The following is a 21,476-nucleotide window of genomic DNA, read 5'->3' on the forward strand; positions in this document are numbered from 1 at the left end:
AGCGCAGCGAGGTGGTCGCATGAGGCTGGACGCTTCGGGTGAGGTGCTGGGGCTCGCCGACCAGGTGGTCGACCTGGTCCGCCGGCTGGCCGGGCCGCGGGCCGAGGCGGAGGTGGTGGTCACCCGCGCCGACCTGGCGCTGACCCGGTTCGCCAACTCCTTCGTGCACCAGAACGTCGCCGAGTCGGGCGTCTCCGTGCGGCTGCGCGTGCACGCCGAGGGGCGCACGGCGGCCGGCGGCGGCAGCGTGGTCACCCCGGACGGGCTGGCCGCCCTGGTCGAGCGGGCCCTCGCGGCGGCCCGCCTCTGCCCGCCGGATCCGGCCTGGCCGGGGCTGACCCCGCGCTCGCCGGTGCCCGCCGCCCCGGCCTGGGACGAGGCCACGGCCTTCGCCGAGCCGGGCGAGCGGGCCGAGCGGGTGCGCGCGTTCGTCGACGCCGTGGGTGGGCTGGAGGCCGCCGGCTACTGCCGCACCGGCTACCGGGCGGCGGCGTTCGCCAACTCCACCGGGCACTCGGCGCAGGGCGTCGCCGCCGAGGCCGCGATGGACGGCATCGCCCGCACCGGCGGCGCGGACGGGGTGGCCCGGCTGCACGTCGACCGGCTGGCCGACCTCGACGGGGCGGCGCTGGGGGCCCGGGCCGCCGCGAAGGCACGGGCGGCCGTGGACCCGGTCGAGCTGCCTCCGGGCCGCTACGAGGTGGTGCTGGAGCCGGCCGCCGTCGCCGATCTGCTGCACAACTTCGCCCTGTGGGGCTTCAACGGCAAGCGGCACGCCGAGCGGCAGTCCTTCGCCGAGCCGGGCGTGGCCCAGTTCGACCCGGCGGTCACGCTGGTCGACGACCCGCTCGCCGGGTCGGGGCTGCCGTTCGACGTGGAGGGCACGGGCCGGCGGGCCCTGACGCTTGTCGACGCCGGCACCACCGTCGCGGTGGCGCACGACCGGCGCAGCGGCGCGGCGGCCGGGGTGGGTTCCACCGGGCACGCGTCGCCGGACGCGGCCACCTTCGGCCCGATGCCGGTCAACCTGCGGCTGTCGGGCCCCGCCCCGGCGGGCGACGCCGGTGCTCCGGCGCACGCGCCGGCTGGCGGCTACCGGGCTCAGCACGCCGCCGGGGCAGAGAACGGCGACGGGGCTCAGCACGGGTCGCCCGCACCGGCGGGGCCGCTGGTCGACGACTCCACGGCCGACCTGGTCGCCGGGATGGAACGCGGCCTGCTGGTCAGCGACCTGTGGTACACCCGGGTGCTGGACACGAAGAGCCTGGTGATCACGGGGTTGACCCGCAACGGGGTCTGGCTCGTGGAGGGCGGGGTGCCGGTGCGGGCGGTGCAGAACTTCCGGTTCACCGAGTCCTACCCCCGGGCGCTGGGGCCGGGGGCCGTGCTCGGGATCGGCCGCCGGGCGGTCCGGCAGCCGGACCGCGTCGACGGCGTCTGGTGGGACGCGCCGGCGCTGCGCCTGGCGGCCTGGAACTTCACCGGGGGCGCATCCGGCTGACCCGGGCGGATGATCCTCGCCGGTTCTGGCGGCGGCCGGAGAGTGAGGTTCTTAACATCCGACATCGATCGTGTTGCGGAGACTTTTCCGCAGGCCGGACACACGGGACACTCCCTTGCGCGGACGGCCCACGGAGATCGGCGTAACGTGTGTCAACTAGCTGCGCCGGTACGGCCGGTGTGGTCGTTGGTGTGCGCGGTGAGGTGGCAGCGGGTACGGGGTCGCCGGTCCGCGTGCCGACCGGAACAACTGCCGCCCGTGAGGGCCCCGTCAGGGAGACGACCGAATGACTTCAACGGCAACGAGGCCGCGGGGAGCGCGAGCGCGCGCCGCCATAGCGGCGAAGACGTTGCGGACGGACCGGTGGTGGTTCGCTCCGCTGATCACCGTCATCGGGCTCAGCGCCTGGGTGGCGTACGCGACGGTCCGGGTCTTCATGCACGACTTCTACTGGGTCGACGAATACCACTACCTGACCCCGTTCTACTCCCCCTGCGTCACCGAGCGGTGCGTCGAGGGGGCCGCCCACTTCGGCCGTTTCCTGCCCGGTTGGTGGATCATCCCGGACGCGGCGCTGACGCTGCCGTTCCTGCTGCTGTTCCGGCTCACCTGCTACTACTACCGCAAGGCGTACTACCGGTCGTTCTGGCTGTCGCCGCCGGCCTGCGCCGTGCCGGACAAGCACGACAGCTACTCGGGCGAGACCCGGTTCCCGCTGCTGGGCCAGAACCTGCACCGTTACTTCTTCTACGCCGCCGCGATCATCTCGCTGATCAACACCTGGGACGCGGTCCTGGCCTTCCACTCGCCGGAGGGCTTCGGCTTCGGGCTGGGCAACATCGTCCTGCTGGTCAACGTGGTCATGTTGTGGGCGTACACGATCTCCTGCCACTCCTGCCGGCACATCATCGGCGGGCGGCTCAAGCACTTCTCCAAGCACCCGGTGCGATACAAGGCCTGGACCGGCGTGTCCTGGCTGAACGTCCGGCACATGCAGCTCGCCTGGATCACCCTCGGCACCCTGGCGCTGACCGACTTCTACGTCATGGCGGTCTCGGCCAACTGGTTCAACGACCTGCGGTTCATCAACTAGAGGGCCTGACATGACGACCACGAATCGCATCGAACGACACCACTACGACGTCGTCGTGATCGGGGCCGGCGGCGCCGGCCTGCGCGCGGCGATCGAGGCCCGGCTCGCGGGCAAGAAGACGGCGATCATCTCGAAGTCGCTGTTCGGCAAGGCGCACACCGTGATGGCCGAGGGCGGCGCGGCCGCCGCCATGGGCAACGTGAACAGCCGGGACAACTGGCAGGTGCACTTCCGCGACACCATGCGCGGCGGCAAGTTCCTCAACAACTTCCGGATGGCCGAGCTGCACGCGAAGGAGTCGCCGCAGCGCATCTGGGAGCTGGAGACGTACGGTGCGCTGTTCGACCGCACCAAGGACGGGAAGATCTCGCAGCGCAACTTCGGTGGCCACGAGTACCCCCGGCTGGCGCACGTCGGCGACCGGACGGGCCTGGAGCTGATCCGCACCCTCCAGCAGAAGATCGTCTCCCTCCAGCAGGAGGACAAGGCCGAGTTCGGCTCGTACGACGCCCGGATCAAGGTGTTCGCCGAGACGACGATCACCGAGCTGCTGCTCGACGGCGAGAAGGTCGCCGGGGCGTTCGGCTACTACCGGGAGTCCGGCGAGTTCATCCTGTTCGAGGCCCCGGCCGTGGTGCTGGCCACCGGCGGCGTCGGCCGGTCGTACAAGGTCACGTCGAACTCCTGGGAGTACACGGGCGACGGGCACGCGCTGGCCCTGCGCGCCGGGGCGACGCTGATCAACATGGAGTTCCTCCAGTTCCACCCGACCGGCATGGTGTGGCCGCCCTCGGTGAAGGGCATCCTGGTCACCGAGTCGGTGCGCGGCGACGGCGGCATCCTGAAGAACTCCGACGGCAAGCGGTTCATGTTCGACTACGTCCCGGACGTGTTCCGCAAGCAGTACGCGGACAACGAGGCCGAGGCGGACCGCTGGTACAAGGACCCGGACAACAACCGGCGTCCGCCGGAGCTGCTGCCCCGCGACGAGGTGGCCCGCGCGATCAACAGCGAGGTCAAGGCCGGCCGGGGCACGCCGGCCGGCGGCGTCTACCTCGACATCGCGTCCCGGCTGCCGGCCGAGGAGATCCGCCGTCGCCTGCCGTCGATGTACCACCAGTTCAAGGAGCTGGCCGACGTCGACATCACCAAGGAGCCGATGGAGGTCGGGCCGACCTGTCACTACGTGATGGGCGGCGTCGAGGTGGACCCGGACTCGGGCGCGGCGTACGGCACGGTGCGCGGGCTGTTCGCCGCCGGTGAGGTGTCGGGCGGCATGCACGGCTCCAACCGGCTCGGCGGCAACTCGCTGTCGGACCTGCTGGTCTTCGGCAAGCGGGCGGGCGGTCACGCGGCGTCGTACGCCGATCAGTTGACCTCGCGCCCGAAGGTGTCGATCGGCGCGGTCGAGGCCGCCGTGGAGACGGCGCTCGCGCCGTTGCAGCGCGACACCGGGGAGAACCCGTACCACCTCCAGCAGGACCTCCAGGCGGTCATGGGGGATCTGGTCGGGATCATCCGCCGGGAGGGCGAGCTGGCCGACGCGCTGGTCAGGCTGGCCGAGCTGCGCGAGCGGGTGGCGAAGGTCAGCGCGGCCGGTGGGCGGCGCTACAACCCGGGCTGGCACCTCGCGCTGGACCTGCGCAACATGCTGGTGGTGTCGGAGTGCACCGCGAAGGCGGCGCTGGAGCGGCAGGAGTCGCGCGGCGGCCACACCCGGGAGGACTTCCCGGCGATGGACCCGAAGTGGCGCCGGGTCAACCTGGTCTGCGCCCTGGACGGCGACACGGTGCGGCTGACCCACAAGCCGCTGCCGAAGATGCGCGCCGAGCTGGTCGGCCTGTTCGACCGGGCCGAACTGGCCAAGTACCTGACCGACGAGGAGCTCGCGGACTTCGACGCCCTCGCTGAGGAGGCGGGCAAGTAATGGGAACCAAGCGTCACTTCAGGATCTGGCGGGGCGACGAGAGCGGCGGCGACCTGCAGGACTACCAGGTCGAGGTCAACGAGGGCGAGGTGGTCCTCGACGTCATCCACCGGCTGCAGGCCACCGACGCGCCGGACCTGGCCTGCCGGTGGAACTGCAAGGCCGGCAAGTGCGGCTCCTGCTCGATGGAGATCAACGGGATGCCCAAGCTGGGCTGCATGACCCGGATGTCGACCTTCGAGGAGGCGGAGACCGTCACGGTCACGCCGCTGCGCACGTTCCCGATCATTCGGGACCTGGTCACCGACGTCTCGTTCAACTACGAGAAGGCGCGGGAGACCCCGGCGTTCGCGCCGCCGGCCGGGGTGGCCCCGGGCGAGTACCGGATGCAGCAGGTCGACGTCGAGCGCTCGCAGGAGTTCCGCAAGTGCATCGAGTGCTTCCTGTGCCAGAACGTCTGCCACGTGGTCCGCGACCACGAGGAGAACAAGCAGGCGTTCTCGGGTCCCCGGTTCTTCATCCGGGCCGCCGAGCTGGACATGCACCCGCTCGACGCGAAGACCGACCGCAAGGAGTACGCGCAGGCGGAGCAGGGCCTCGGCTTCTGCAACATCACCAAGTGCTGCACCGAGGTCTGCCCCGAGCACATCAAGATCACTGACAACGCGATCATCCCCATGAAGGAGCGCGTGGTCGACCGCAGGTACGATCCCCTGGTATGGCTCGGTAGCAAGATCTTCCGGAGGGGTCAGGTGCCTCAGACCAGCGTGACCAGCGGCTCGCACAGCGGCGCCGTGCACTCCCACGCCGCCGCCGGCGGGGTCCACTCGCACGCGGGTGGCTCCCACGACCCGGCCGCCGAGGCGCAGGCCCAGGCCGGCGTCAACTGGCACCGCGAGGTGCCGAAGCCGACGGCCCCGGCCGTGGACGACAACGGCAAGCTGCCGCTGACGGAGCTCACCTTCGACCGGGCCGCCGCGCCGTCGCCGTTCGGCGACGACGTGCAGTTCCCGCTGCCTCCGGAGCACCTCAACTTCGCCCACCCGGAGCAGGACAAGCACTGACGACGACAGCGACGGCGGGGGTTGGCGGCACAGGCCGCCGGCCCCCGTCGGCGTTTCCGCGGGCTGCTGCGCCTGCGGTCCAGTCGGTGGCTCAGTCGGCGGCTCGGGCGGCGGCTCAGTCGGCGGCGAGCAGGGGGCGCAGGGCGGCGACGATGGGGGCGTCGGCGGGCAGCCAGGTCACGGTGTCCAGCTCGGCCGCGGAGAGCCAGCGCAGCGCCGAGTGCTCCAGGGCCTTCGGCCGGTCGCCGTGCAGCAGGCGGGCCGCGTACACCTTCAGCACCGAACGGCCGTGGGCCATCCGCACGTTGCGGCCGACCCGGTCGCCGACCTCCACGCGTACGGCCAGCTCCTCGGCGCACTCGCGGACCAGCGCGGCGGTCTCGCTCTCGCCCGGCTCGACCTTGCCGCCGGGGAACTCCCACATGCCGGCCACCTCGGGCGGGGCCGACCGGGCGCAGGCGAGCACCCGCCCGTCCGCGATGATCGCCGCGCCGACGACCACCTTCGGATCCCGTCGCTCGGTCTGTCCGCTTTCGTTAGCCCGTTCGGTCCGCACGGGCTCCCAGCGTGCCAGATCAATCGGCGGTTTGGGTACCGTGGCCGTCCGCTAGGCCAGTAGAAGTGGGAAGTGTGGGCGTGGACACACCCTCGGTCGGACGACAGACTGGGGTTACCGACTTAGACACGGGACGGCGACGATTTGGCCACAAGCCGGCAACGACGCCTGGGAGGTGCGGTGATGCGGGTGCTGTTCAGGAGCCGGGCGAAGCACGACTACCTGAGCGACGCACTCACCCTGCTGACCGGGTGGACCCGCGAGGGCGAGCAGATCCGGCGCACGCTGGTGATCGACGACACCCAGCACGCCGCGCTGACCGAACGGGTCAAGGTGGTCGCCGACGCCCTGCACCTGCGCCCCGAGATCAGCCGCCGCGACGACCGGACGCAGATCCGGGTCGGGCACGGCGACGGCGCGCCGCTGAGCGAGGGCGAGGTCCTGCTGGCCGCCCGCATCGAGGACGCGTACCGCACCGTCACCGGCTCCTGATCCACCTTCCCCGCTGACTCCCGGTCCGGCTGCCGTGCGCGACGGGGAGTTCCGCGACCCGCAGCTCGTGCCCGTCTACGACGCCGAGTGCCCGTGGGGGCCCGACGACGACTTCTTCCTCTCGCTGGTGACCGCGTCCCTGATGACCGGTTCCCCGGTGACCGATCCGGCGTCGGCCGGCACGCCTCCCGCGCGCGTGCTCGACCTCGGCTGCGGCACCGGCCGCCTCACCGTCGCCCTGGCCGCCGCCGGGCACCCCGTCACCGGCGTCGACCCGGCCGGCCCGGCCCTCGCGGCGGCCCGCCGCCGACCCGGCGCGGACCGGGTCACCTGGGTCGAGGGCACCTCCGCCTCGCTGCCCCGCGCGGCGTTCGACGTGGCCGTCCTGACCAGCCACGTGGCGCAGGTCTTCGTGACCGACGACGAGTGGGCGCGTACCCTCGCCGACCTGGCGCGGGCGCTCGGGCCCGGCGGCCGGCTGGCCTTCGACTCCCGCGACCCGGCGGCCCGGGCCTGGAAACGCTGGAACCCGGTCGACTCGCGGCGGGTCGTCCGCCTGCCCGACGGCCGCGAGGTGCGGGCCTGGACGGAGGTCACCGCCGTGCGCGCCGGGGTCGTCGACTTCACCCACCACTACGCGTTCCCCGGTGGCGACGCGCGGCGCAGCTCGTCGACCTTGCGCTTCCGGGGCGAGGCGGAGCTGCGCGCGTCCGTGGAGGCAGCCGGCTTCGCCGTCGAGCGGGTGTACGGCGGCTGGGCCCGGCAACCGGTCGGCGCGGGTGACGGGGAGCTGGTCGTGGTGGCCCGCAGGCTCTCGGCCCCGGGCTGACTTGGCACGTCCGCTTACCGTGGGGTCATGGCGAATGCGACATACGACCGCAAGGAGCAGTTCCAGCAGATCCAGAGCGGCCTGCTCACGGGTGAGCAGATCATCGCCGTCTACGACGCCGTCGGCACCGGCACCGGGTTCATCGGCCTCACCGACCGGCGGGTGATCATCCAGGACCGCTCCTTCGTCGGCAAGCGGTACGCGATCACCAGCATCCCGTACTCGAAGATCACCAGCGTGAGCGTGGTGAGCAACAAGTCGTGGGGCGGGGAGTTCTTCTCCACCGGCTCGATCGCCATCCACGTCGGCACGCACACGTACGAGGTCGAGTTCCGGGGCGCGCAGAAGAGCCACCACGTGCACAACGTGATCCTGCACTACATCTCCTGACCGGGCCTGAGGCGCGGGATGGGCGGAGATCTTGGTACGAAACGGCCCCCGGAGGGGCCGAAACTCACCAAGATCTGCCCGACTCCGGCCCCTGCTCCGGCTCAGTCGCACCTCGGGGGCAGCCCGGCAGGCCGGGCGGCCCCCGAAGCTCAGGGTCAGCTCCAGGTCAGCTTGAGCAGTTCCCAGCCGCCTTCCGGGATGTCGTCGGTCGGGTCCGTACGCAGGTTCATCGGGTTGCCCATGCCGAGGTAGAGGGTCTTCCCATCGGTGATCATCGTGCGGAAGCCGTAGTTGAGGTGGTTGCCCAGCCCTCTCGTGTCCACCGCCGTGGCGGGCCGCGCGTTCGAGTCGAACATGAACAGGTCGCCGCCGTAGAGCTGTGGGTCGATCGTGATCGGGTCCAGCCCGTCGCTCAGCCCCTCGACCGCGCCGCCGAAGCCCATCTGCGCCGCCGTCTGGGGCAGCAGGTCCTTGGCGAGATAGCTCCAGTCCATGGTGCCGACGAAGAGCCGGCCGTCGGTGACGGCCATGGTCCAGGTGTAGTTCGTGTAGATGTTGCCGAAGCCCATACGCCCGAACTGCGCGCTGTAGCCGGTGGACAGGTTCTCCCAGCCGCCCGCGCCGCCGTTCGCCTGCGCGTTGTAGGCCGGCAGTTGCGGCTCGCCGTAGAGCAGGTCCACGTCCTCGATCAGGTCGATCCCGCCGAGGAGCGGGCCGAACCCCCGGCCCCGGAAGATGCTCACGGCGCGCTGGGTGTTCTCCAGCGTGTCCCGGGCCGCATACTCGTCGGCCGGCGGGTACATGGCGGCGACCACGCTCGTCGACTTCATCGGCACGTGCATCGTGCCCCAGTAGAGGTAGCCGCCGTAGGAGACCAGCGCGCCGAGCCCGTACGTGGTGGCGATCAGCGGATCCGGCTCGTACTGCTGGACGCTCCAGACCTGCTCCCAGCCGGCGGCGTCGTCCGTGGTGAGGCCGGGCGCGCCGTTCTTCAGCGGCGGGCTCATCCACACCCCGGCGATGGTGGGGTCGACGTCCTGGATCGGCCGGACCCCGAGGCGTTCGAGCAGCGGGTCGACGACGGTGTGTGGCGGGTTCCCGCCCGCCGATCCGCCAGCCGGTCCGCCAGCCAGCGAGCCGCCGCCGCTCCACGCCGACCAGGTGCTCACGAAGATCCGGCCGTCGTGCTCGGTCAGGTCGGCGATCTGGGCCGGCAGCTTGCCGACCTCGACGAAGTTGAACGGGTTGGCCCGGTCGCCGGCCCAGCGCAGCAGGTATCCGCCGTCCTTGCCGTTGGCCCCCACACCCACGCCCGCGTAGAGGACGCCGTCGGCCACCAGGAAGTGGCGGATGTTGCCGTACCTGGTGAAGTTGGCCGAGCCGAGGTAGTCGCCGGTGACCGTGTCGAACGCGAACATGTTGACCGTCGCGCCGAGGGCCGGGCCGGCGAGGAAGACGACTCCCTGGTTGGTCCCGCCCGCGCGCAGTCCCAGCGTGCGCTTCAACCGGTTCAGGTCATCGGCAGACCGGTTCTTGATGACGTCCGTCTTCTCGGTGAGCACGCCGGAGGAGAGATCGTGGACGTACACCCGGGGTTGCCGGTGATCGCCGACATTTGTCGGCATGGTCGGATTCTGCACCACGATCTGACTGTTCGCGTACTCGCACACGTAGTCGTCGTACAGCCGGGGCGTCGGCTGGGCGAGAGTCGTGCCGGCGACGATGCAGTTCACATTCGCCCCGGTGCCGAACCACAGGCGATTGTTCGCCTGGGCGAGCGACCACACGTACGCCTGGTTGACCTTGGCCTGCCCCTGCGCGCAGGGCGGCCCGGCCGGGTAGGGCACCCCGACCCCGGCGAAGCACTCGTCGGGGGTGGCCTTCGCCAGCAGTTGGTGCCGGAAGGTCGGGGTCGAAACCGGCAACAGCCCCCCGAGCCCAGCGCCGGCTGCGGGCGGGACGGCGGCAAGAACCGGCAGGACGCCGAGCAGCACGGCGGACAGTAGACGCCATCGAGACATTCTGGGCCGATGCATCGCTACCCTCTCCTTGGACGAAGCCTATTCGTAGTGATGCCTGGCAATGGCATTGCTCGACGAGAGCCGCGTCGACCACGGGGACGGAGGCATGGTTTCCGGTTGCAGCAATCGGCGCACGAGCATTGCCCGCAATACATCTTGGTGGCGATTCGGCACAACGACTCTGATGGATAGCTCGCTCTGATTTCGAGCGCTCATAGCGTACCGTCGGCAACTGCTCTTGTCAGCACCCAAAGGCGCCGGCCGACTACCAGGAGCTTCGTTGTCGAATTCCCCGAATGCCGACGATCCGAGCGGCGGTCGCCCCCGTCAGCGAGCCGGACGGCGGGCGCAGGGGCCGTCGTGGTCGGCGCGGAGCAGGCAGCGCCGGCCGCCGGGCAGCCGCAGGTCGCAGAAGACCCGATGCCGTACGCCCTGCTCGTCCTCCGCCGACACCGTGGTCTCCCCGGGGTCGGCGCAAGAGAGCACGCCCGCCCAGCGGGCCACCACCCGGGCGAGGCGCACCGCGCCGACCAGGTCGGCGGCGAGCACGGGCAGGTGGATCACGTACCGCCCCCGGGCCGCCATCAGCGTCGGCCCGCGTTGGGTCGGCGGGCGCGCTCGGCCCGCAGGCGGCGCACCTCGCCGCCGAGCCGCGCCGCCTCCAGCCGGGCCGCCCGCAGCGCCTCGTGCTGGGCGGTCAGCTCGGTGGCCAGCCGGTCCAGGAACGCCCGCACCTCCCCCGGGTCCAGGCCGCGTCGCCCGAACCGGGTCGCCCGGAACCGCTGCGTGCGCACCTGCCAGGGCTGCATCGACACGTACACCGAGGGGCGCGGGCCGGGCGCGGCCCGGACGGCGGCGTGCAGGTCCTGCCCGGCGACGAGGTCGAGCTGACCCGCCCGGCCTGATTGCCCTTGATCCACACCATGTCGGGGACATGGTCCGGTCGGGGGCCGGTTGATACCGCCATGTCGGCGGCATGAAGTCGATCAAAGTTGAGTTGATCAGGAATACTCGGCGGTATGCGGCGTCGACTGTCCACCATGATCGGCAGGCTGCGAACGGCCGGCGGCACGCGCCGGCGCTGGCGCTGGCTGCGCCGCGCCGCCGTCGCGGGCGTCGTCGGGGTGGCACTGCTGACGGGCGGCACCGTGGCCAGCGTGACGTGGATCCGCGACGGCGCGCAGGGGCACGTCTTCGCCGAGGCGGACGTCCCGGAGGCCCCCGTCGCGCTGGTGCTCGGCACGAAGGTGCACCCGGACGGGACGCCGTCGCCGTTCCTCACCGCCCGGTTGGAGATCGCCCGGCGGCTGTTCGTCGCCGGGAAGGTCCGCGCCGTCCTGGTCTCCGGCGACAACATGAACGCCGACTACGACGAGCCGACCGCGATGCGGCGCTGGCTGCTCGACAACGGGGTGCCGGCCGAGAAGATCGTGCTGGACTACGCGGGCTTCGACACGTACGACTCGTGCGCCCGCGCGAAGCGGATCTTCGGGGTGGAGCGGGCCACGGTGGTGACGCAGTCCTTCCACCTGCCCCGCGCCGTGGCGGTGTGCCGGCGGCTCGGCGTCGACGCCAGCGGGGTGGGCGACGAGACCGCCCGCGCGTACGCCAGGACGTGGCAGATCAGCTCCACCCGGGAGTACGGGGCCTGCGTGAAGGCCGCCGTCGACCTGCTCTCCGGCCGCGACCCCGCGCACCTCGGCCGCCGCGAGACCGGCGTCGACGACGCCCTGCGCAGCGCCTGAGCCGGACTCGCTAGCCGGCGGGCAGCCGGGCGTCCAGCCAGCTCAGCAGGGCGGCCCTGTACTGCGGGCTGATGCTGTCGAGGCTCGTGCCCTCGCCGAGGGTCGGGTAGTGGTCGCAGCCGTCCAGCCGGCAGACGGTGGGCGGATCGGCCGCCCCGGCGGTGGCGCGCCGCCAGGCGGCGACGCTGTCGTCGATGGGGATCCACGCGTCGGTCGTACCGTAGAACAGCAGCACGGGGCAGCCCACCCGGGAGAACACCGGGACCGGGTCGAAGTCCATGTCGCGCCAGGTGCCCGGCTGGTCGGGCAGCGCGCGCGGCAGGTAGACCAGCGGAAACCAGGGGCGGGCGGCGACAGCGTCCACGGCCGCCTGCGCGGTCGCGCGGTCGAGGTCGCCCCGAAGGTACGCCTCCGTCGCGGCCCGCACCCGGCCCAGCTCGGCCAGGTCGTCGTCGCCGTACCCGTTGCGGCGCAGCTGCTCGGCGGTGCCGTAGCGCATCTGGACGGCGGGGCTGACCCCGCTGCCGGAGACGAGCACGAGGAAGGCGACCAGGTCGGGCCGGAGCCCGGCGGCCAGCGGGGCGGCCCAGGCGCCCTGACTCAGCCCCCACAGCCCGACCGGCACGTCGCCGACGTGGCGGCGCAGCACCTCGACCGCCGCGATCGCGTCGGCGGCCTGGTCGGCCAGGGGCACGTCGTGGCCGTCGACGCGGGGCCGGCGGTCGAAGCGCAGCACCGCGACCCCCGCGCCGGGCAGCAGCCGGGCCAGGTGTTCGTAGCAGAAGTGCGACCGGTGCCCCGCCTCGGCCGCGTGCAGCACGACCAGCCCGCCCCGCACCGGGCCGGTCGGCAGGCTCAGCGTGGCCGGCAACCGCGTGCCGGCGACGTCGACGCTCAACTCCACACGCGACACCCCACCACGCCGGCCCGGCCCGCGCTGCCCCGCCCCCGGCACCCCGGCGTTTCCCGACCTTGGACGGTTGGCGTCGGCTGATGACAGTCGGCTGGTGACGACAACCGTCCAGGAATGCGGGCCGGATCAGGCGGGGACGGTGCCGACCCGGATGCGGTTGCCGTCGGGGTCGGTTAGCTGGAACTCGCGGCCCCAGTCCCGCTCCGCGACCTCGACGCCGCCGCAGGCCGCCGCGACCGCGTCGACGTCGTCGACGTACAGGTAGAGCGAGGTGCCCGGCCGGGCCTCCCCCGCGTGCTCCGACAGGTGCACCTCGATGCCGCCCCGCGCGATGCTCACGTATCTCGGCAGCTCCGGCGCGAACCGGTGCTCCCACTGCTTACGGAAGCCGAGCCGGGCATACCAGCCGGCGGTGGCCTCCGCGTCCGCGACCCGCAGCACGGGTGCCAGTCGTTCCGTCATCCGCACAGTGTGCACGTCAGGACCGACACCCCCAGGGCTCAGGAGACGTCGCTGAAGCGCCGCAGGGTCCAGCGGGGCGGCGGCCAGCCGGTGGGATCGCCGTCGGTGGTCCACTCGGTGATCGAGGCCGGCGCCACCTCCATGTCGAACGCCCGGAACAGCGGCTGCGCGGCGAGCGCGTGGAAGGACGCCTCGACCGTCTCGGTGTGCCCGACCAGCACGGCCGTGCCACCCCAGTGCCGGTGGGCGATGTCCATGATCGCGCGGCTGACGCGGACGACCAGCTCGGCCCAGCTCTCGTTGCCCTCCTCGAACGGCCGGAACACCCCGCCGCCCTCCACCGCGTGTTCGGTCTGGAACTGGGCGGTGGGCAGCCCGTCGGCGTACGGCGGGGTGTGCCAGGCGCAGAGCCCGCAGTCGGGCACCGGGCTGACGCCCAGCGCCTCGGCGATGGGCCACGCGGTCTCCACCGTCCGGCGCAGCACCGACGAGTAGACCGCCACCGGACCGGCGACGGCGAGTTCGTCGCGCAGTCGGTCGGCCAGCCGGCGCGCCTGCTGATGGCCAGAGTCGGTCAGTCCCCGGCAGCCACCGGGGCCGCCCACGACATCCTCGACCTTGTGCACCGACTCGCCGTGCCGGACGAAGAGGAGCCGAGTTCGCATCAGGACATCATGTCCTGCCCCGGGGCACCCTGTCGATCAAGCAGCGGCAACGTTCAGTACGTGACGCGGTACCAGTGGGCCGTCTCGCCGGGAATCGGCGTCAGTCGAACGGCAGGCCCGCCCGGGTCGTCGAAGATGCGCACCCCGGCGCCGAGCAGCACCGGAGCGAAGAAGATCAGGACCTCGTCGAGCAACCCGGCCCGGACGCACTGCCGGGCGACGTCCGCGCCGAGGACGTTGACGTACCTGTCGCCGGCGGCCTCCCTGGCCTGCGCGACGGCGCCGGGCAGGTCGCCGACGAACGTGATCCCCGGGTGCGGCTCGGCCGGCGGCCGGTGGGTGAGAACGAACACCGGGCCGTGGTACTGCCCGCCGAACGCGCCCTCCTTGTCGGTGCCCCGGTTGGGGTCGCCGCCGCCGAAGGTGCCGTTTCCCGCGAGGATCGCGCCGACCTGGGCCAGCAGGCGCTCCGCCGTCGGGTTCTCGCCGGTCAGGTGCTCGGTCAGCCAGGACATGTCGCCGCCGGGGCCGGCGATGTAGCCGTCGAGCGACGCCGTCGCCGAGTACAGCAGCTTGGCCATGGTGCTCCGTTCGTCGGTGGTCGGCCGGGTGGACCGTCGCCGGCCGGTGAACCCGTCGGCGGGCGGCCTCAGACGTTGAAGCGGCACTTCACCGGGTTGCGTCGCCGATCAACAGCTTGACGCACCGTCGCGACCGTCGGAGAACCCCACCTACAGCGCTATGGTCCGCACCCGCCGCCCGCACAGCTTGACCATGTCGTTGACATCGGAGGTCAGGACCGCCACCGGTGCGGGTAGCCGTAGCGCCACCTCGGCGACCATGGCGTCGATGGCGTACTTGTGCCCATGTAGCCCTGCCGCCTTCAGCAGCCCGGCACTGCGACGGGCACTCTCCTTCGTCACCGCCTCCACTCGGATTCGGGACAGCAACCAGTTCAGCCGCGCGATGTCCAGACCGGAGTGGGAGACCTCGATGATCGTGGCCGCCGACATGGCGAGGTCGACCCCATCACGCTCCGCCTGCTCGAACAGGCGCATTACCTTTCGATCCTGGTCGATCCACCTTGAGAAGCCCTGCGAGTCGAGCACCAGCGACTCAAGGCTCACGCCGCACGCCCGATCTCCTCGGTCCCGTGCAACAGCGCCCGAGCCTCGGCCATCTCCTCGTCAGTGAACGCCCCGAGCTCGCCTTGGTAACGGTCCAACTCCTCCCGGAGAAGTCGGCGCCGCTCGGCCCGCTCGGCCAGCTCGGTGAGGTAGCCGGAGACGTTGTCGGTGTGGGTCTTCATGCTCTCCAGCAGCTCTGCCGGCAGCGTGATGGTGACCTTCTTCGTCCTCGCCATTCACCGACCATACCACGGTGTTACCACCGCTGAGCGGAACCGATCCGAGCCGCTCGCATGACCTGACCGGCCTCAGACGTTGAAGCGGAACTCCACGACGTCGCCGTCCTGCATGACGTACTCCTTGCCCTCGATGCGGACCTTGCCCGCCGCCTTCGCCGCCGCCATCGAACCGGCCGCGACCAGGTCGTCGTAGGAGACCACCTCGGCCTTGATGAAGCCGCGCTGGAAGTCGGAGTGGATGACCCCCGCGGCCTCCGGGGCGGTCGCGCCGACCGGCACCGTCCAGGCCCGCGCCTCCTTGGGCCCGGCCGTGAGGTACGTCTGGAGCCCGAGCGTGCGGAAGCCGACCCGGACGAGCTGGTCGAGCCCCGGCTCGGACTGCCCGATGGACTCCAGCAGCTCGCGGGCCTCCTCCTCGGGCAGGTCCACCAGCTCGGACTCGATCTTGGCGTCCATGAAGACCGCCTCGGCCGGCGCGACCAGGGCGCGCAGCTCGTCGAGGAACTCGGCGTTGGCCAGCTCGGCCTCGTCGACGTTGAAGACGTAGAGGAACGGCTTGGTGGTGAGCAGGTGCAGCTCGCGCAGGTGCTCCAGGTCGATCTTCGCGGCGGCGGCACCGGCGTACAGGGTGGTGCCGCCGTCAAGGACCTCGACGGCCTGCTTCGCGGCGGTCACGGCGGCGGCCCGGTCCTTGCGGAGCTTGGCCTCCTTCTCCAGCCGGGGCAGCGCCTTCTCCAGGGTCTGGAGGTCGGCCAGGATCAGCTCGGTGTTGATCGTCTCGATGTCGTCGGCCGGGGAGACCTTGCCGTCGACGTGCACCACGTTGGGGTCGGAGAAGGCCCGCACCACCTGGCAGATCGCCGACGCGTCCCGGATGTTCGCCAGGAACGCGTTGCCCCGGCCCTGCCCCTTCGACGCGCCCCGGACCAGGCCGGCGATGTCGACGAACGACACCGGCGCGGGCAGGACCTTCTGCGAGGAGAAGATCTCGGCCAGCTTGGTCAGCCGCTCGTCCGGCAGCCCGACGACGCCGACGTTGGGCTCGATCGTGGCGAACGGGTAGTTCGCCGCGAGCACGTCGTTCTTGGTCAGCGCGTTGAACAGGGTGCTCTTGCCGACGTTGGGCAGGCCGACGATCCCGATGGTGAGGCTCACGGCCGGCCAGTCTACGCGGCCGACCCCCGCCGCCTCCCGTCAGCTCGCCTCACCGGGTCACCGGCCGCCTCCGGTCGGCTCACCTCGGTCGGGCAGCAGCCGCGGCTCGATCCGGGTCTCCCGGACCTCCCCGTCGGCGGCGCGCGCGACCTCGTACGCGGCGACGCCCGGCCGGTCGGCGACCGCCTCGACCAGGCGGGTGCCCCGGTAGACGAGCCCGACGCCGTCGTCGGTGCAGTGGCTCGTCGGCAGCGTGCCGTCGGCGACCAGCGCGTGCATCAGGGGTCGCCGCTGCTCCTCGCTGTCGTAGTGCACCCCGTTGCCGTACGGCAGCCAGCCCAGGCCGTCGGTGAAGCCGCGCAGCCGGGGGCCGAAGCTGTCGGTGGCACCGCCGAGGTGCCAGCAGATCGAGCCGGCGGAGACCCCGGCCAGCACCACCCCGGCCTGCCAGCACTCGTGCAGGATCTCGTCGAGGCCGTGCACGCGCCACACCGCGCACAGGTTGGCGACGCTGCCGCCGCCGACCCAGAGCACGTCCTGGGCGAGCAGGTGCGCCCGGACGTCGTCGACGTTCGGCATCGGGAACAGCGCCAGGTGCGACGCGCGGAACCGGGTGCCGGCGAACGCCGCGTGGACGGCGGCGATCGAGGAGTCCCGGTCGCCGACGGCCTGGCCGAGGTAGCACAGCCGGGGTGCGGGACCGGCCTCGGCCAGCTCGGCGGCCAGCTCGAAGACCGGCCCGGGGCGCAGGTCGTAGGGCCCGCGCCGGCGGCTGAGGAAGCCCATGCTGGTGGCGACGATGGTGGGTTCGCTGGCGGGCACGGCGGTCGGTCCTCTCCTCGGCGGGCCGTCGTGACGCGCGTCGGGCGCGCGGCGCGGCCTCAGGGCGGGTGGGGTCAGGGCGGGTGGGGTCAGGGCGGGTGGGGTCAGGGCGGGTGGGGTCAGGGCGGGTGGGGTCAGGGGCGGGTGGGGTCAGGGGCGGGTGCGGGGGCGACGGTTGGTGACGTCCGGGGCGGCTGTGGGGGCGGCAGCGGCGAGCAGGTCGCGCAGCAGCTCCGCGAGCCGCTCCTGGTCCCGCTGCGGCAGGGCGTCGAGCAGCCGCCGCTGGGTGGCCAGCCCGGCGTCGGCGGCCTCCTCGGCCACCTGCCGGCCGGTGTCGGTGAGGGTCACCTGGAGACCCCGCCGGTCGGCCGGGTCGGGGGCGCGGCGGACGAGGCCGGCGCGCTCCAGGCGGTCGAGGCGGCCGGTCATCCCGCCCGAGGTGAGCATCAGCCCGGCGGCCAGGGCCTTGGGGGCGAGCGTGTACGGGGCGCCGGCCCGGCGCAGGGCGGCCAGCACGTCGAACTCGCCCCGGCTGATGCCCCAGGCCGCGTACGCCCGCTCCTGCTCGTCGCCGACCAGCCGGGCCAGGCGGAAGATCCGGCCGAAGACGGCCATCGGCTCGGGCCGCATCCCGGCGCGCTCGCGCCGCCACTGCTCGACGATGGCGTCGACGTCGTCCCGCTCGGTCACCCCGGCATTGTGCCCCACCTCGCACTGGCGCTGTTGACTCGGAGGTGATTAGCTTACATCCAAGCTACTTAGCTACTAATGATTGGTCTCCCATGCCCCGTCGCACCGCCGACCTGCTGGCCACCGCCGCCGCGCCCGCCGCCTGGGGCACCACCTACCTGGTCACCTCCGAGCTGCTGCCGCCCGACCGGCCGCTCTGGTCGGCGGTGGTGCGGGCCCTCCCGGCCGGCCTGCTGCTGCTCGCCGTGACCCGACGCCGCCCCCACGGCGCGTGGTGGTGGCGGGCCGCCGCGCTCGGCGCGCTCAACATCGGCGCGTTCTTTCCGCTGCTCTTCTACGCCGCGTACCGGCTGCCCGGCGGCACCGCCGCCGTGCTCGGCGCGGCGCAGCCGCTGCTGGTCGCCGCGCTGGCCGTGGGCGCCCTCGGCGAGCGCCCCCGGCCGCCGGCCCTGCTCGCCGCGATCGCCGCGCCGCTGGGCGTGACGCTGGTCGTGCTCCGCCCCGACGCCGGCACCGACCCGCTGGGCGTGGCCGCGGGGCTCATCGGCACCGCCGCGATGGCGGCCGGGCTGGTGCTGACCCGCCGCTGGGGCCGCCCGCCCGGCGTCGGCACCCTCGCGGCGACGAGCTGGCAGCTCACCGCCGGGGGCCTGCTGATCGCGCCGCTCGCGGTCGCGGTCGAGGGACCGCCGCCGCCCGTCGACGGTCCGGCCCTGCTCGGGTACGCCTGGCTCGGGCTGGTCGGCACCGCCGCCGCGTACGCCCTGTGGTTCCGCGGCGCGGCGCGGCTGCCCCTGACCCAGGTCTCCGTGCTCGGCGCGCTGAGCCCGCTGACCGCCGCCGCGCTCGGCTGGCTGGTGCTGGGCCAGGCGTTGAGCGCGACGCAGCTCGCGGGCTTCGCCCTGGCGATCGCCGCGACCGTCGTCGGTCAGCTCCCGGCACTGCCGGGCGCCCGGCCCGGACGACGCGCCGCCGGCCGCCGGCGTCCCCCGACGACGCTCTCCGCAGACACGTCGCCGCCCGCCGGCCACCCGGGCCCCGGGACGACGCCGTCCGCCGGCGCGCCGCCGGCCGCCGGCTATCCGAACTCGCGGCTGCCGGCACCGGAGAACACGTCGGTGGCGAACTCCCGGCGGACCGTCGGCGGCAGCTCCCCGGCCGCCGCGCCCGGCAGCGTGAACCGGTGCGCGGCGGACGGGCCGGCCGCCTCCGACTCCCCGAGCATCCAGCGCACCTCGTCGACCGTCCAGCCCAGCCCGGTGCGACCGGCGATCTCCCGCACCAGGCGCAGCCCCACCCGGGTGTCGTCGTCGTAGAAGCGCATGCACCAGTGGTGCGCCCACATGCCGAGCGCGCGCAGGCCGGCGGCGTCGAGCGAGGCGACGAGCCGGCCGCAGGCCGTGTCCGGGAACGCCCGCCCCGGGTCACCCGCCCGGTCCCGCTCGATCGCCCCGTACGCCGCCGGGGCGACCGCCCGCATCCGGTCGTAGAAGCCCTGGACCACCGTGCGGTCGAGCCGCGCCCGCCCCGACCGCATCAGCGCACCCCTCGCCCGGCCACGCTCGCCATCGCCGCACCCCTTCTTGAGTTGGTGGCGGGACGGTACCGGCCACGACCGACACTTTCCCGCCCGGATCCGCCCGCCCGGGCGCACGCGGCCGGGCTGACCTGGAGCACCGTTGTTAACAGGGGGCCCTTCCTCTACAGAAGGCGTTAACAAGGGGCCCCTCCTTGCAACCAGGTCCGATTTCCGCGAGCCGGGCGCGGGGAGGGCGGGGCAGTATCGGTGGCGTGGAGTTGGAGTTCGAGCGCTGCTACCGGGCCGTCGACAGCCGCGACCAGCGGTTCGACGGCTGGTTCTACACGGGCGTGACGTCGACCGGGATCTACTGCCGGCCGTCCTGCCCGGCGACGACGCCGAAGCGGCGCAACGTCCGGTTCTTCCCGTCGGCCGCCGCCGCCCAGTCGGCCGGGTTGCGGGCCTGCCGCCGGTGCCGCCCCGACGCCGCCCCGGGCTCCCCCGAGTGGGACGTCCGGGCGGACGTGGTGGGCCGGGCCATGCGGCTCATCGCCGACGGGGTGGTCGACCGGGACGGGGTGCCCGGGCTGGCCACCCGGCTCGGCTACACCGAGCGGCACCTGCACCGGATGCTCCGCGCCGAGCTGGGGGCCGGGCCCCTGGCGCTCGCCCGGGCCCAGCGCGCCCAGACCGCCCGCATCCTCATCGAGACCACGGGCCTGGGCATGGCCGAGATCGCGTTCGCGGCCGGGTTCGGCAGCGTCCGGCAGTTCAACGACACGGTGCGGGAGGTCTACGCCGCCGCGCCGTCGCAGCTACGGGTCGCCCGGGGCGGCCGGCCGACGCCGGGCGGGGCGGGCACGATCACGCTGCGGCTGGCGTACCGGCCGCCGCTGCACGCGGCGGCGCTGCTGGACTTCCTGGCGCTGCGGGCGCTGCCCGGCGTGGAGGAGGTGCGCGACGGGACGTACCACCGGGGGTTGCGGCTGCCGCACGGCGCGGCGGAGGTGGCGCTGACCCCGGCGGACGGGCACGTCTCGGCGACGCTGCGGCTGACCGACCTGCGCGACCTGGCCCCGGCGGTGGCCCGCTGCCGCCGGCTGTTCGACCTCGACGCCGACCCGGCGGCCGTCGACGGCACCCTCGCCGCCGATCCCGCGCTGGCCGCGGCGGTGGCGGCGGAACCGGGCGTACGCCTGCCCCGGGCCGTCGACGGCCTGGAGATGCTCGTCCGCGCCGTCGCCACCCAGCAGGTCTCCCTGGCCTCGGCCCGCACCACCCTCACCCGGCTGCTGCCCGCCGCAGCCACCGACGGCGGGCTGCGGGGCTTTCCCGGCGCGGAGGAGCTGCTGGCGCTGCCGGACGAGGCGTTCCGGATGCCGGCGGCGCGGCGGGAGACGATCCGGGCCGCCGCGCGGGCCGTCGCCGACGGCTCGCTCGACCTCGACCCGGGCGGGGACCGGGAGGAGGCCGCGCGGCGGCTCCTGGCGCTCCCCGGGATCGGCGCCTGGACGGCCGGTTACGTGGCCATGCGCGCCCTCGGCGACCCGGACGTCGGCCTCACCACCGACCTGGCCGTCCGGCGCGGTGCCGCCGCGCTCGGCCTGCCCCACGACCCATCGACCCTCGACGCGTACGCCGGGCGCTGGCGCCCCTGGCGCTCGTACGCGGTGATCCGACTCTGGAGAGCAGCATGACCACCACCCTCGACGGCGCGGTCGTCGGCACCCCCGCCGGCCCGCTGAGCATCGTGACGGGCCCCGACGGGGCGGTCCGGGCGGCCGGCTTCACCGCCGAGCCGGAGTCGCTGCTGCCGCTCGTGCACCCCGGGTTGCGCGGCCCGGTGCGGCGGCGCGCCGACCTCGGGCCGGTGACCGCCGCCGTCGCCGCGTACCTCGACGGCGAGCTGACCGCCATCGACGCGGTGCCCGTGCAACAGCACACCGGCGGGGCGTTCCAGGCGCACGCGTGGCGGGTGCTGCGCGAGGTCGGGCCCGGCCGCCCCGTCACCTACACGGCGTACGCCGGGCTGGCCGGGCGGCCGGCGGCGGTGCGCGCCGCGGCGGCGGCCTGCGCCCGCAACGCCGCCGCCCTGTTCGTCCCGTGCCACCGGGTGCTGCGCACCGACGGGGGCCTCGGCGGCTACCGCTGGGGGCTGGACGTGAAGCGCTGGCTGCTCGCCCACGAGGCCCGGCCGGCGGCGGAAACCGTTGCGGACAAAGAGAACTGCCGAAAGTTGACAGCATCAATCATCCACTGAGGCGTT

Annotated in this window: 24 protein-coding genes and 1 pseudogene; 11 read left to right on the forward strand and 14 right to left on the reverse strand. The window is 73.2% G+C overall.

Annotated features, from left to right (window positions below; all coding sequences use genetic code 11):
• Positions 1–19: 19 nt before the first annotated feature.
• From ACVMYR_RS11795 to ACVMYR_RS11810, 4 genes are all read left to right on the forward strand, one after another.
• Complete coding sequence (locus tag ACVMYR_RS11795; RefSeq protein WP_457121822.1) at positions 20–1,501, forward strand: TldD/PmbA family protein; 1,482 nt, start codon at positions 20–22, stop codon at positions 1,499–1,501.
• 286 nt (positions 1,502–1,787) lie between these two features.
• Positions 1,788–2,594 (forward strand): hypothetical protein, encoded by an 807-nt coding sequence (locus tag ACVMYR_RS11800; protein WP_077938401.1) that lies wholly within the window; start codon positions 1,788–1,790, stop codon positions 2,592–2,594.
• Positions 2,595–2,604: 10 nt separating this feature from the next.
• Complete coding sequence (locus ACVMYR_RS11805) at positions 2,605–4,521, forward strand: fumarate reductase/succinate dehydrogenase flavoprotein subunit (protein ID WP_077938400.1); 1,917 nt, start codon at positions 2,605–2,607, stop codon at positions 4,519–4,521.
• On the forward strand, positions 4,521–5,585 hold the full coding sequence (locus ACVMYR_RS11810) for a succinate dehydrogenase/fumarate reductase iron-sulfur subunit (RefSeq protein WP_091277095.1): 1,065 nt from the start codon (positions 4,521–4,523) through the stop codon (positions 5,583–5,585). Before ACVMYR_RS11805 ends, ACVMYR_RS11810 begins: the two co-directional genes overlap by 1 nt.
• A 115-nt stretch (positions 5,586–5,700) precedes the next feature.
• On the opposite strand, the gene ACVMYR_RS11815 is transcribed toward ACVMYR_RS11810, so the two are convergent.
• Positions 5,701–6,141 (reverse strand): (deoxy)nucleoside triphosphate pyrophosphohydrolase, encoded by a 441-nt coding sequence (locus ACVMYR_RS11815; RefSeq protein ID WP_077938398.1) that lies wholly within the window; start codon positions 6,139–6,141, stop codon positions 5,701–5,703.
• A gap of 183 nt (positions 6,142–6,324) precedes the next feature.
• On the opposite strand from ACVMYR_RS11815, the gene ACVMYR_RS11820 reads away from it, so the two are divergent.
• Genes ACVMYR_RS11820 through ACVMYR_RS11830 form a run of 3 tightly spaced genes read left to right on the forward strand, consistent with a single transcriptional unit; the run spans position 6,325 to position 7,852 of the window.
• The gene (locus ACVMYR_RS11820) at positions 6,325–6,633 is read left to right on the forward strand and encodes a 4a-hydroxytetrahydrobiopterin dehydratase (RefSeq protein WP_043965764.1); all 309 of its coding nucleotides are present in this window, start codon (positions 6,325–6,327) and stop codon (positions 6,631–6,633) included.
• Between the two features lie 34 nt (positions 6,634–6,667).
• A complete protein-coding gene (locus tag ACVMYR_RS11825; protein WP_457121823.1) occupies positions 6,668–7,462 on the forward strand; it encodes a class I SAM-dependent methyltransferase in 795 nt (264 codons plus the stop codon).
• A 27-nt stretch (positions 7,463–7,489) separates the two neighbouring features.
• Entirely contained in the window at positions 7,490–7,852 is a 363-nt protein-coding gene (locus ACVMYR_RS11830) for a PH domain-containing protein (RefSeq protein WP_043965760.1), read from the forward strand.
• Positions 7,853–8,007: 155 nt separating this feature from the next.
• Here ACVMYR_RS11830 and ACVMYR_RS11835 read toward each other — a convergent pair whose 3' ends face one another.
• From ACVMYR_RS11835 to ACVMYR_RS11845, 3 genes are all read right to left on the reverse strand, one after another.
• Positions 8,008–9,873: a hypothetical protein gene (locus tag ACVMYR_RS11835; protein WP_457121824.1), complete on the reverse strand. Its 1,866-nt coding sequence runs from the start codon at positions 9,871–9,873 to the stop codon at positions 8,008–8,010.
• A 327-nt stretch (positions 9,874–10,200) separates the two neighbouring features.
• A complete protein-coding gene (locus ACVMYR_RS11840; RefSeq protein ID WP_457121825.1) occupies positions 10,201–10,458 on the reverse strand; it encodes a hypothetical protein in 258 nt (85 codons plus the stop codon).
• On the reverse strand, positions 10,458–10,793 hold the full coding sequence (locus tag ACVMYR_RS11845; RefSeq protein WP_457121826.1) for a DivIVA domain-containing protein: 336 nt from the start codon (positions 10,791–10,793) through the stop codon (positions 10,458–10,460). Before ACVMYR_RS11845 ends, ACVMYR_RS11840 begins: the two co-directional genes overlap by 1 nt.
• Positions 10,794–10,892: 99 nt before the next feature.
• Here ACVMYR_RS11845 and ACVMYR_RS11850 point away from each other — a divergent pair, with 99 nt between their 5' ends.
• Positions 10,893–11,618, forward strand: coding sequence for a vancomycin high temperature exclusion protein (locus tag ACVMYR_RS11850; protein WP_396789147.1), 726 nt, complete (start codon positions 10,893–10,895; stop codon positions 11,616–11,618).
• Positions 11,619–11,628: 10 nt separating this feature from the next.
• Here the strand turns inward: ACVMYR_RS11850 and ACVMYR_RS11855 are convergent, their stop codons facing one another.
• The 9 genes from ACVMYR_RS11855 to ACVMYR_RS11895 form a co-directional block, all read right to left on the reverse strand.
• Complete coding sequence (locus ACVMYR_RS11855; RefSeq protein WP_457121827.1) at positions 11,629–12,522, reverse strand: alpha/beta hydrolase family protein; 894 nt, start codon at positions 12,520–12,522, stop codon at positions 11,629–11,631.
• A 135-nt stretch (positions 12,523–12,657) separates the two neighbouring features.
• Positions 12,658–12,993, reverse strand: coding sequence for a glyoxalase superfamily protein (locus tag ACVMYR_RS11860; protein WP_457121828.1), 336 nt, complete (start codon positions 12,991–12,993; stop codon positions 12,658–12,660).
• A gap of 38 nt (positions 12,994–13,031) precedes the next feature.
• On the reverse strand, positions 13,032–13,658 hold the full coding sequence (locus tag ACVMYR_RS11865) for a histidine phosphatase family protein (RefSeq protein ID WP_043965748.1): 627 nt from the start codon (positions 13,656–13,658) through the stop codon (positions 13,032–13,034).
• 53 nt (positions 13,659–13,711) lie between these two features.
• Positions 13,712–14,239: a dihydrofolate reductase family protein gene (locus ACVMYR_RS11870; protein WP_091277208.1), complete on the reverse strand. Its 528-nt coding sequence runs from the start codon at positions 14,237–14,239 to the stop codon at positions 13,712–13,714.
• Positions 14,240–14,389: 150 nt separating this feature from the next.
• Positions 14,390–14,785, reverse strand: a complete 396-nt coding sequence (locus ACVMYR_RS11875) for a PIN domain-containing protein (protein ID WP_457121829.1) — start codon at positions 14,783–14,785, stop codon at positions 14,390–14,392.
• Positions 14,782–15,021 (reverse strand): hypothetical protein, encoded by a 240-nt coding sequence (locus tag ACVMYR_RS11880; protein ID WP_077938390.1) that lies wholly within the window; start codon positions 15,019–15,021, stop codon positions 14,782–14,784. Before ACVMYR_RS11880 ends, ACVMYR_RS11875 begins: the two co-directional genes overlap by 4 nt.
• A 72-nt stretch (positions 15,022–15,093) precedes the next feature.
• Positions 15,094–16,179, reverse strand: coding sequence for a redox-regulated ATPase YchF (ychF, locus tag ACVMYR_RS11885; protein WP_043965744.1), 1,086 nt, complete (start codon positions 16,177–16,179; stop codon positions 15,094–15,096).
• A gap of 57 nt (positions 16,180–16,236) precedes the next feature.
• On the reverse strand, positions 16,237–17,001 hold the full coding sequence (locus tag ACVMYR_RS11890; RefSeq protein ID WP_077938389.1) for a Type 1 glutamine amidotransferase-like domain-containing protein: 765 nt from the start codon (positions 16,999–17,001) through the stop codon (positions 16,237–16,239).
• A 150-nt stretch (positions 17,002–17,151) separates the two neighbouring features.
• A complete protein-coding gene (locus tag ACVMYR_RS11895) occupies positions 17,152–17,691 on the reverse strand; it encodes a MarR family winged helix-turn-helix transcriptional regulator (RefSeq protein WP_228986543.1) in 540 nt (179 codons plus the stop codon).
• A gap of 92 nt (positions 17,692–17,783) precedes the next feature.
• Between ACVMYR_RS11895 and ACVMYR_RS11900 the strand changes: the two are divergent.
• A pseudogene (locus ACVMYR_RS11900) lies at positions 17,784–18,554 on the forward strand (EamA family transporter); the annotation flags it as partial.
• Between the two features lie 215 nt (positions 18,555–18,769).
• Here ACVMYR_RS11900 and ACVMYR_RS11905 read toward each other — a convergent pair.
• A complete protein-coding gene (locus ACVMYR_RS11905) occupies positions 18,770–19,228 on the reverse strand; it encodes a hypothetical protein (RefSeq protein ID WP_228986542.1) in 459 nt (152 codons plus the stop codon).
• 254 nt (positions 19,229–19,482) lie between these two features.
• On the opposite strand from ACVMYR_RS11905, the gene ACVMYR_RS11910 reads away from it, so the two are divergent.
• Both ACVMYR_RS11910 and ACVMYR_RS11915 read left to right on the forward strand, forming a co-directional pair.
• Positions 19,483–20,907, forward strand: coding sequence for an AlkA N-terminal domain-containing protein (locus ACVMYR_RS11910; protein WP_457121830.1), 1,425 nt, complete (start codon positions 19,483–19,485; stop codon positions 20,905–20,907).
• Positions 20,904–21,470 carry a methylated-DNA--[protein]-cysteine S-methyltransferase gene (locus ACVMYR_RS11915; protein WP_457121831.1) on the forward strand — a complete coding sequence of 189 codons (567 nt, stop codon included), beginning with the start codon at positions 20,904–20,906 and terminating at the stop codon, positions 21,468–21,470. Before ACVMYR_RS11910 ends, ACVMYR_RS11915 begins: the two co-directional genes overlap by 4 nt.
• Positions 21,471–21,476: the final 6 nt, after the last annotated feature.

It is taken from the genome of Micromonospora sp. PTRAS2 (assembly GCF_054052245.1).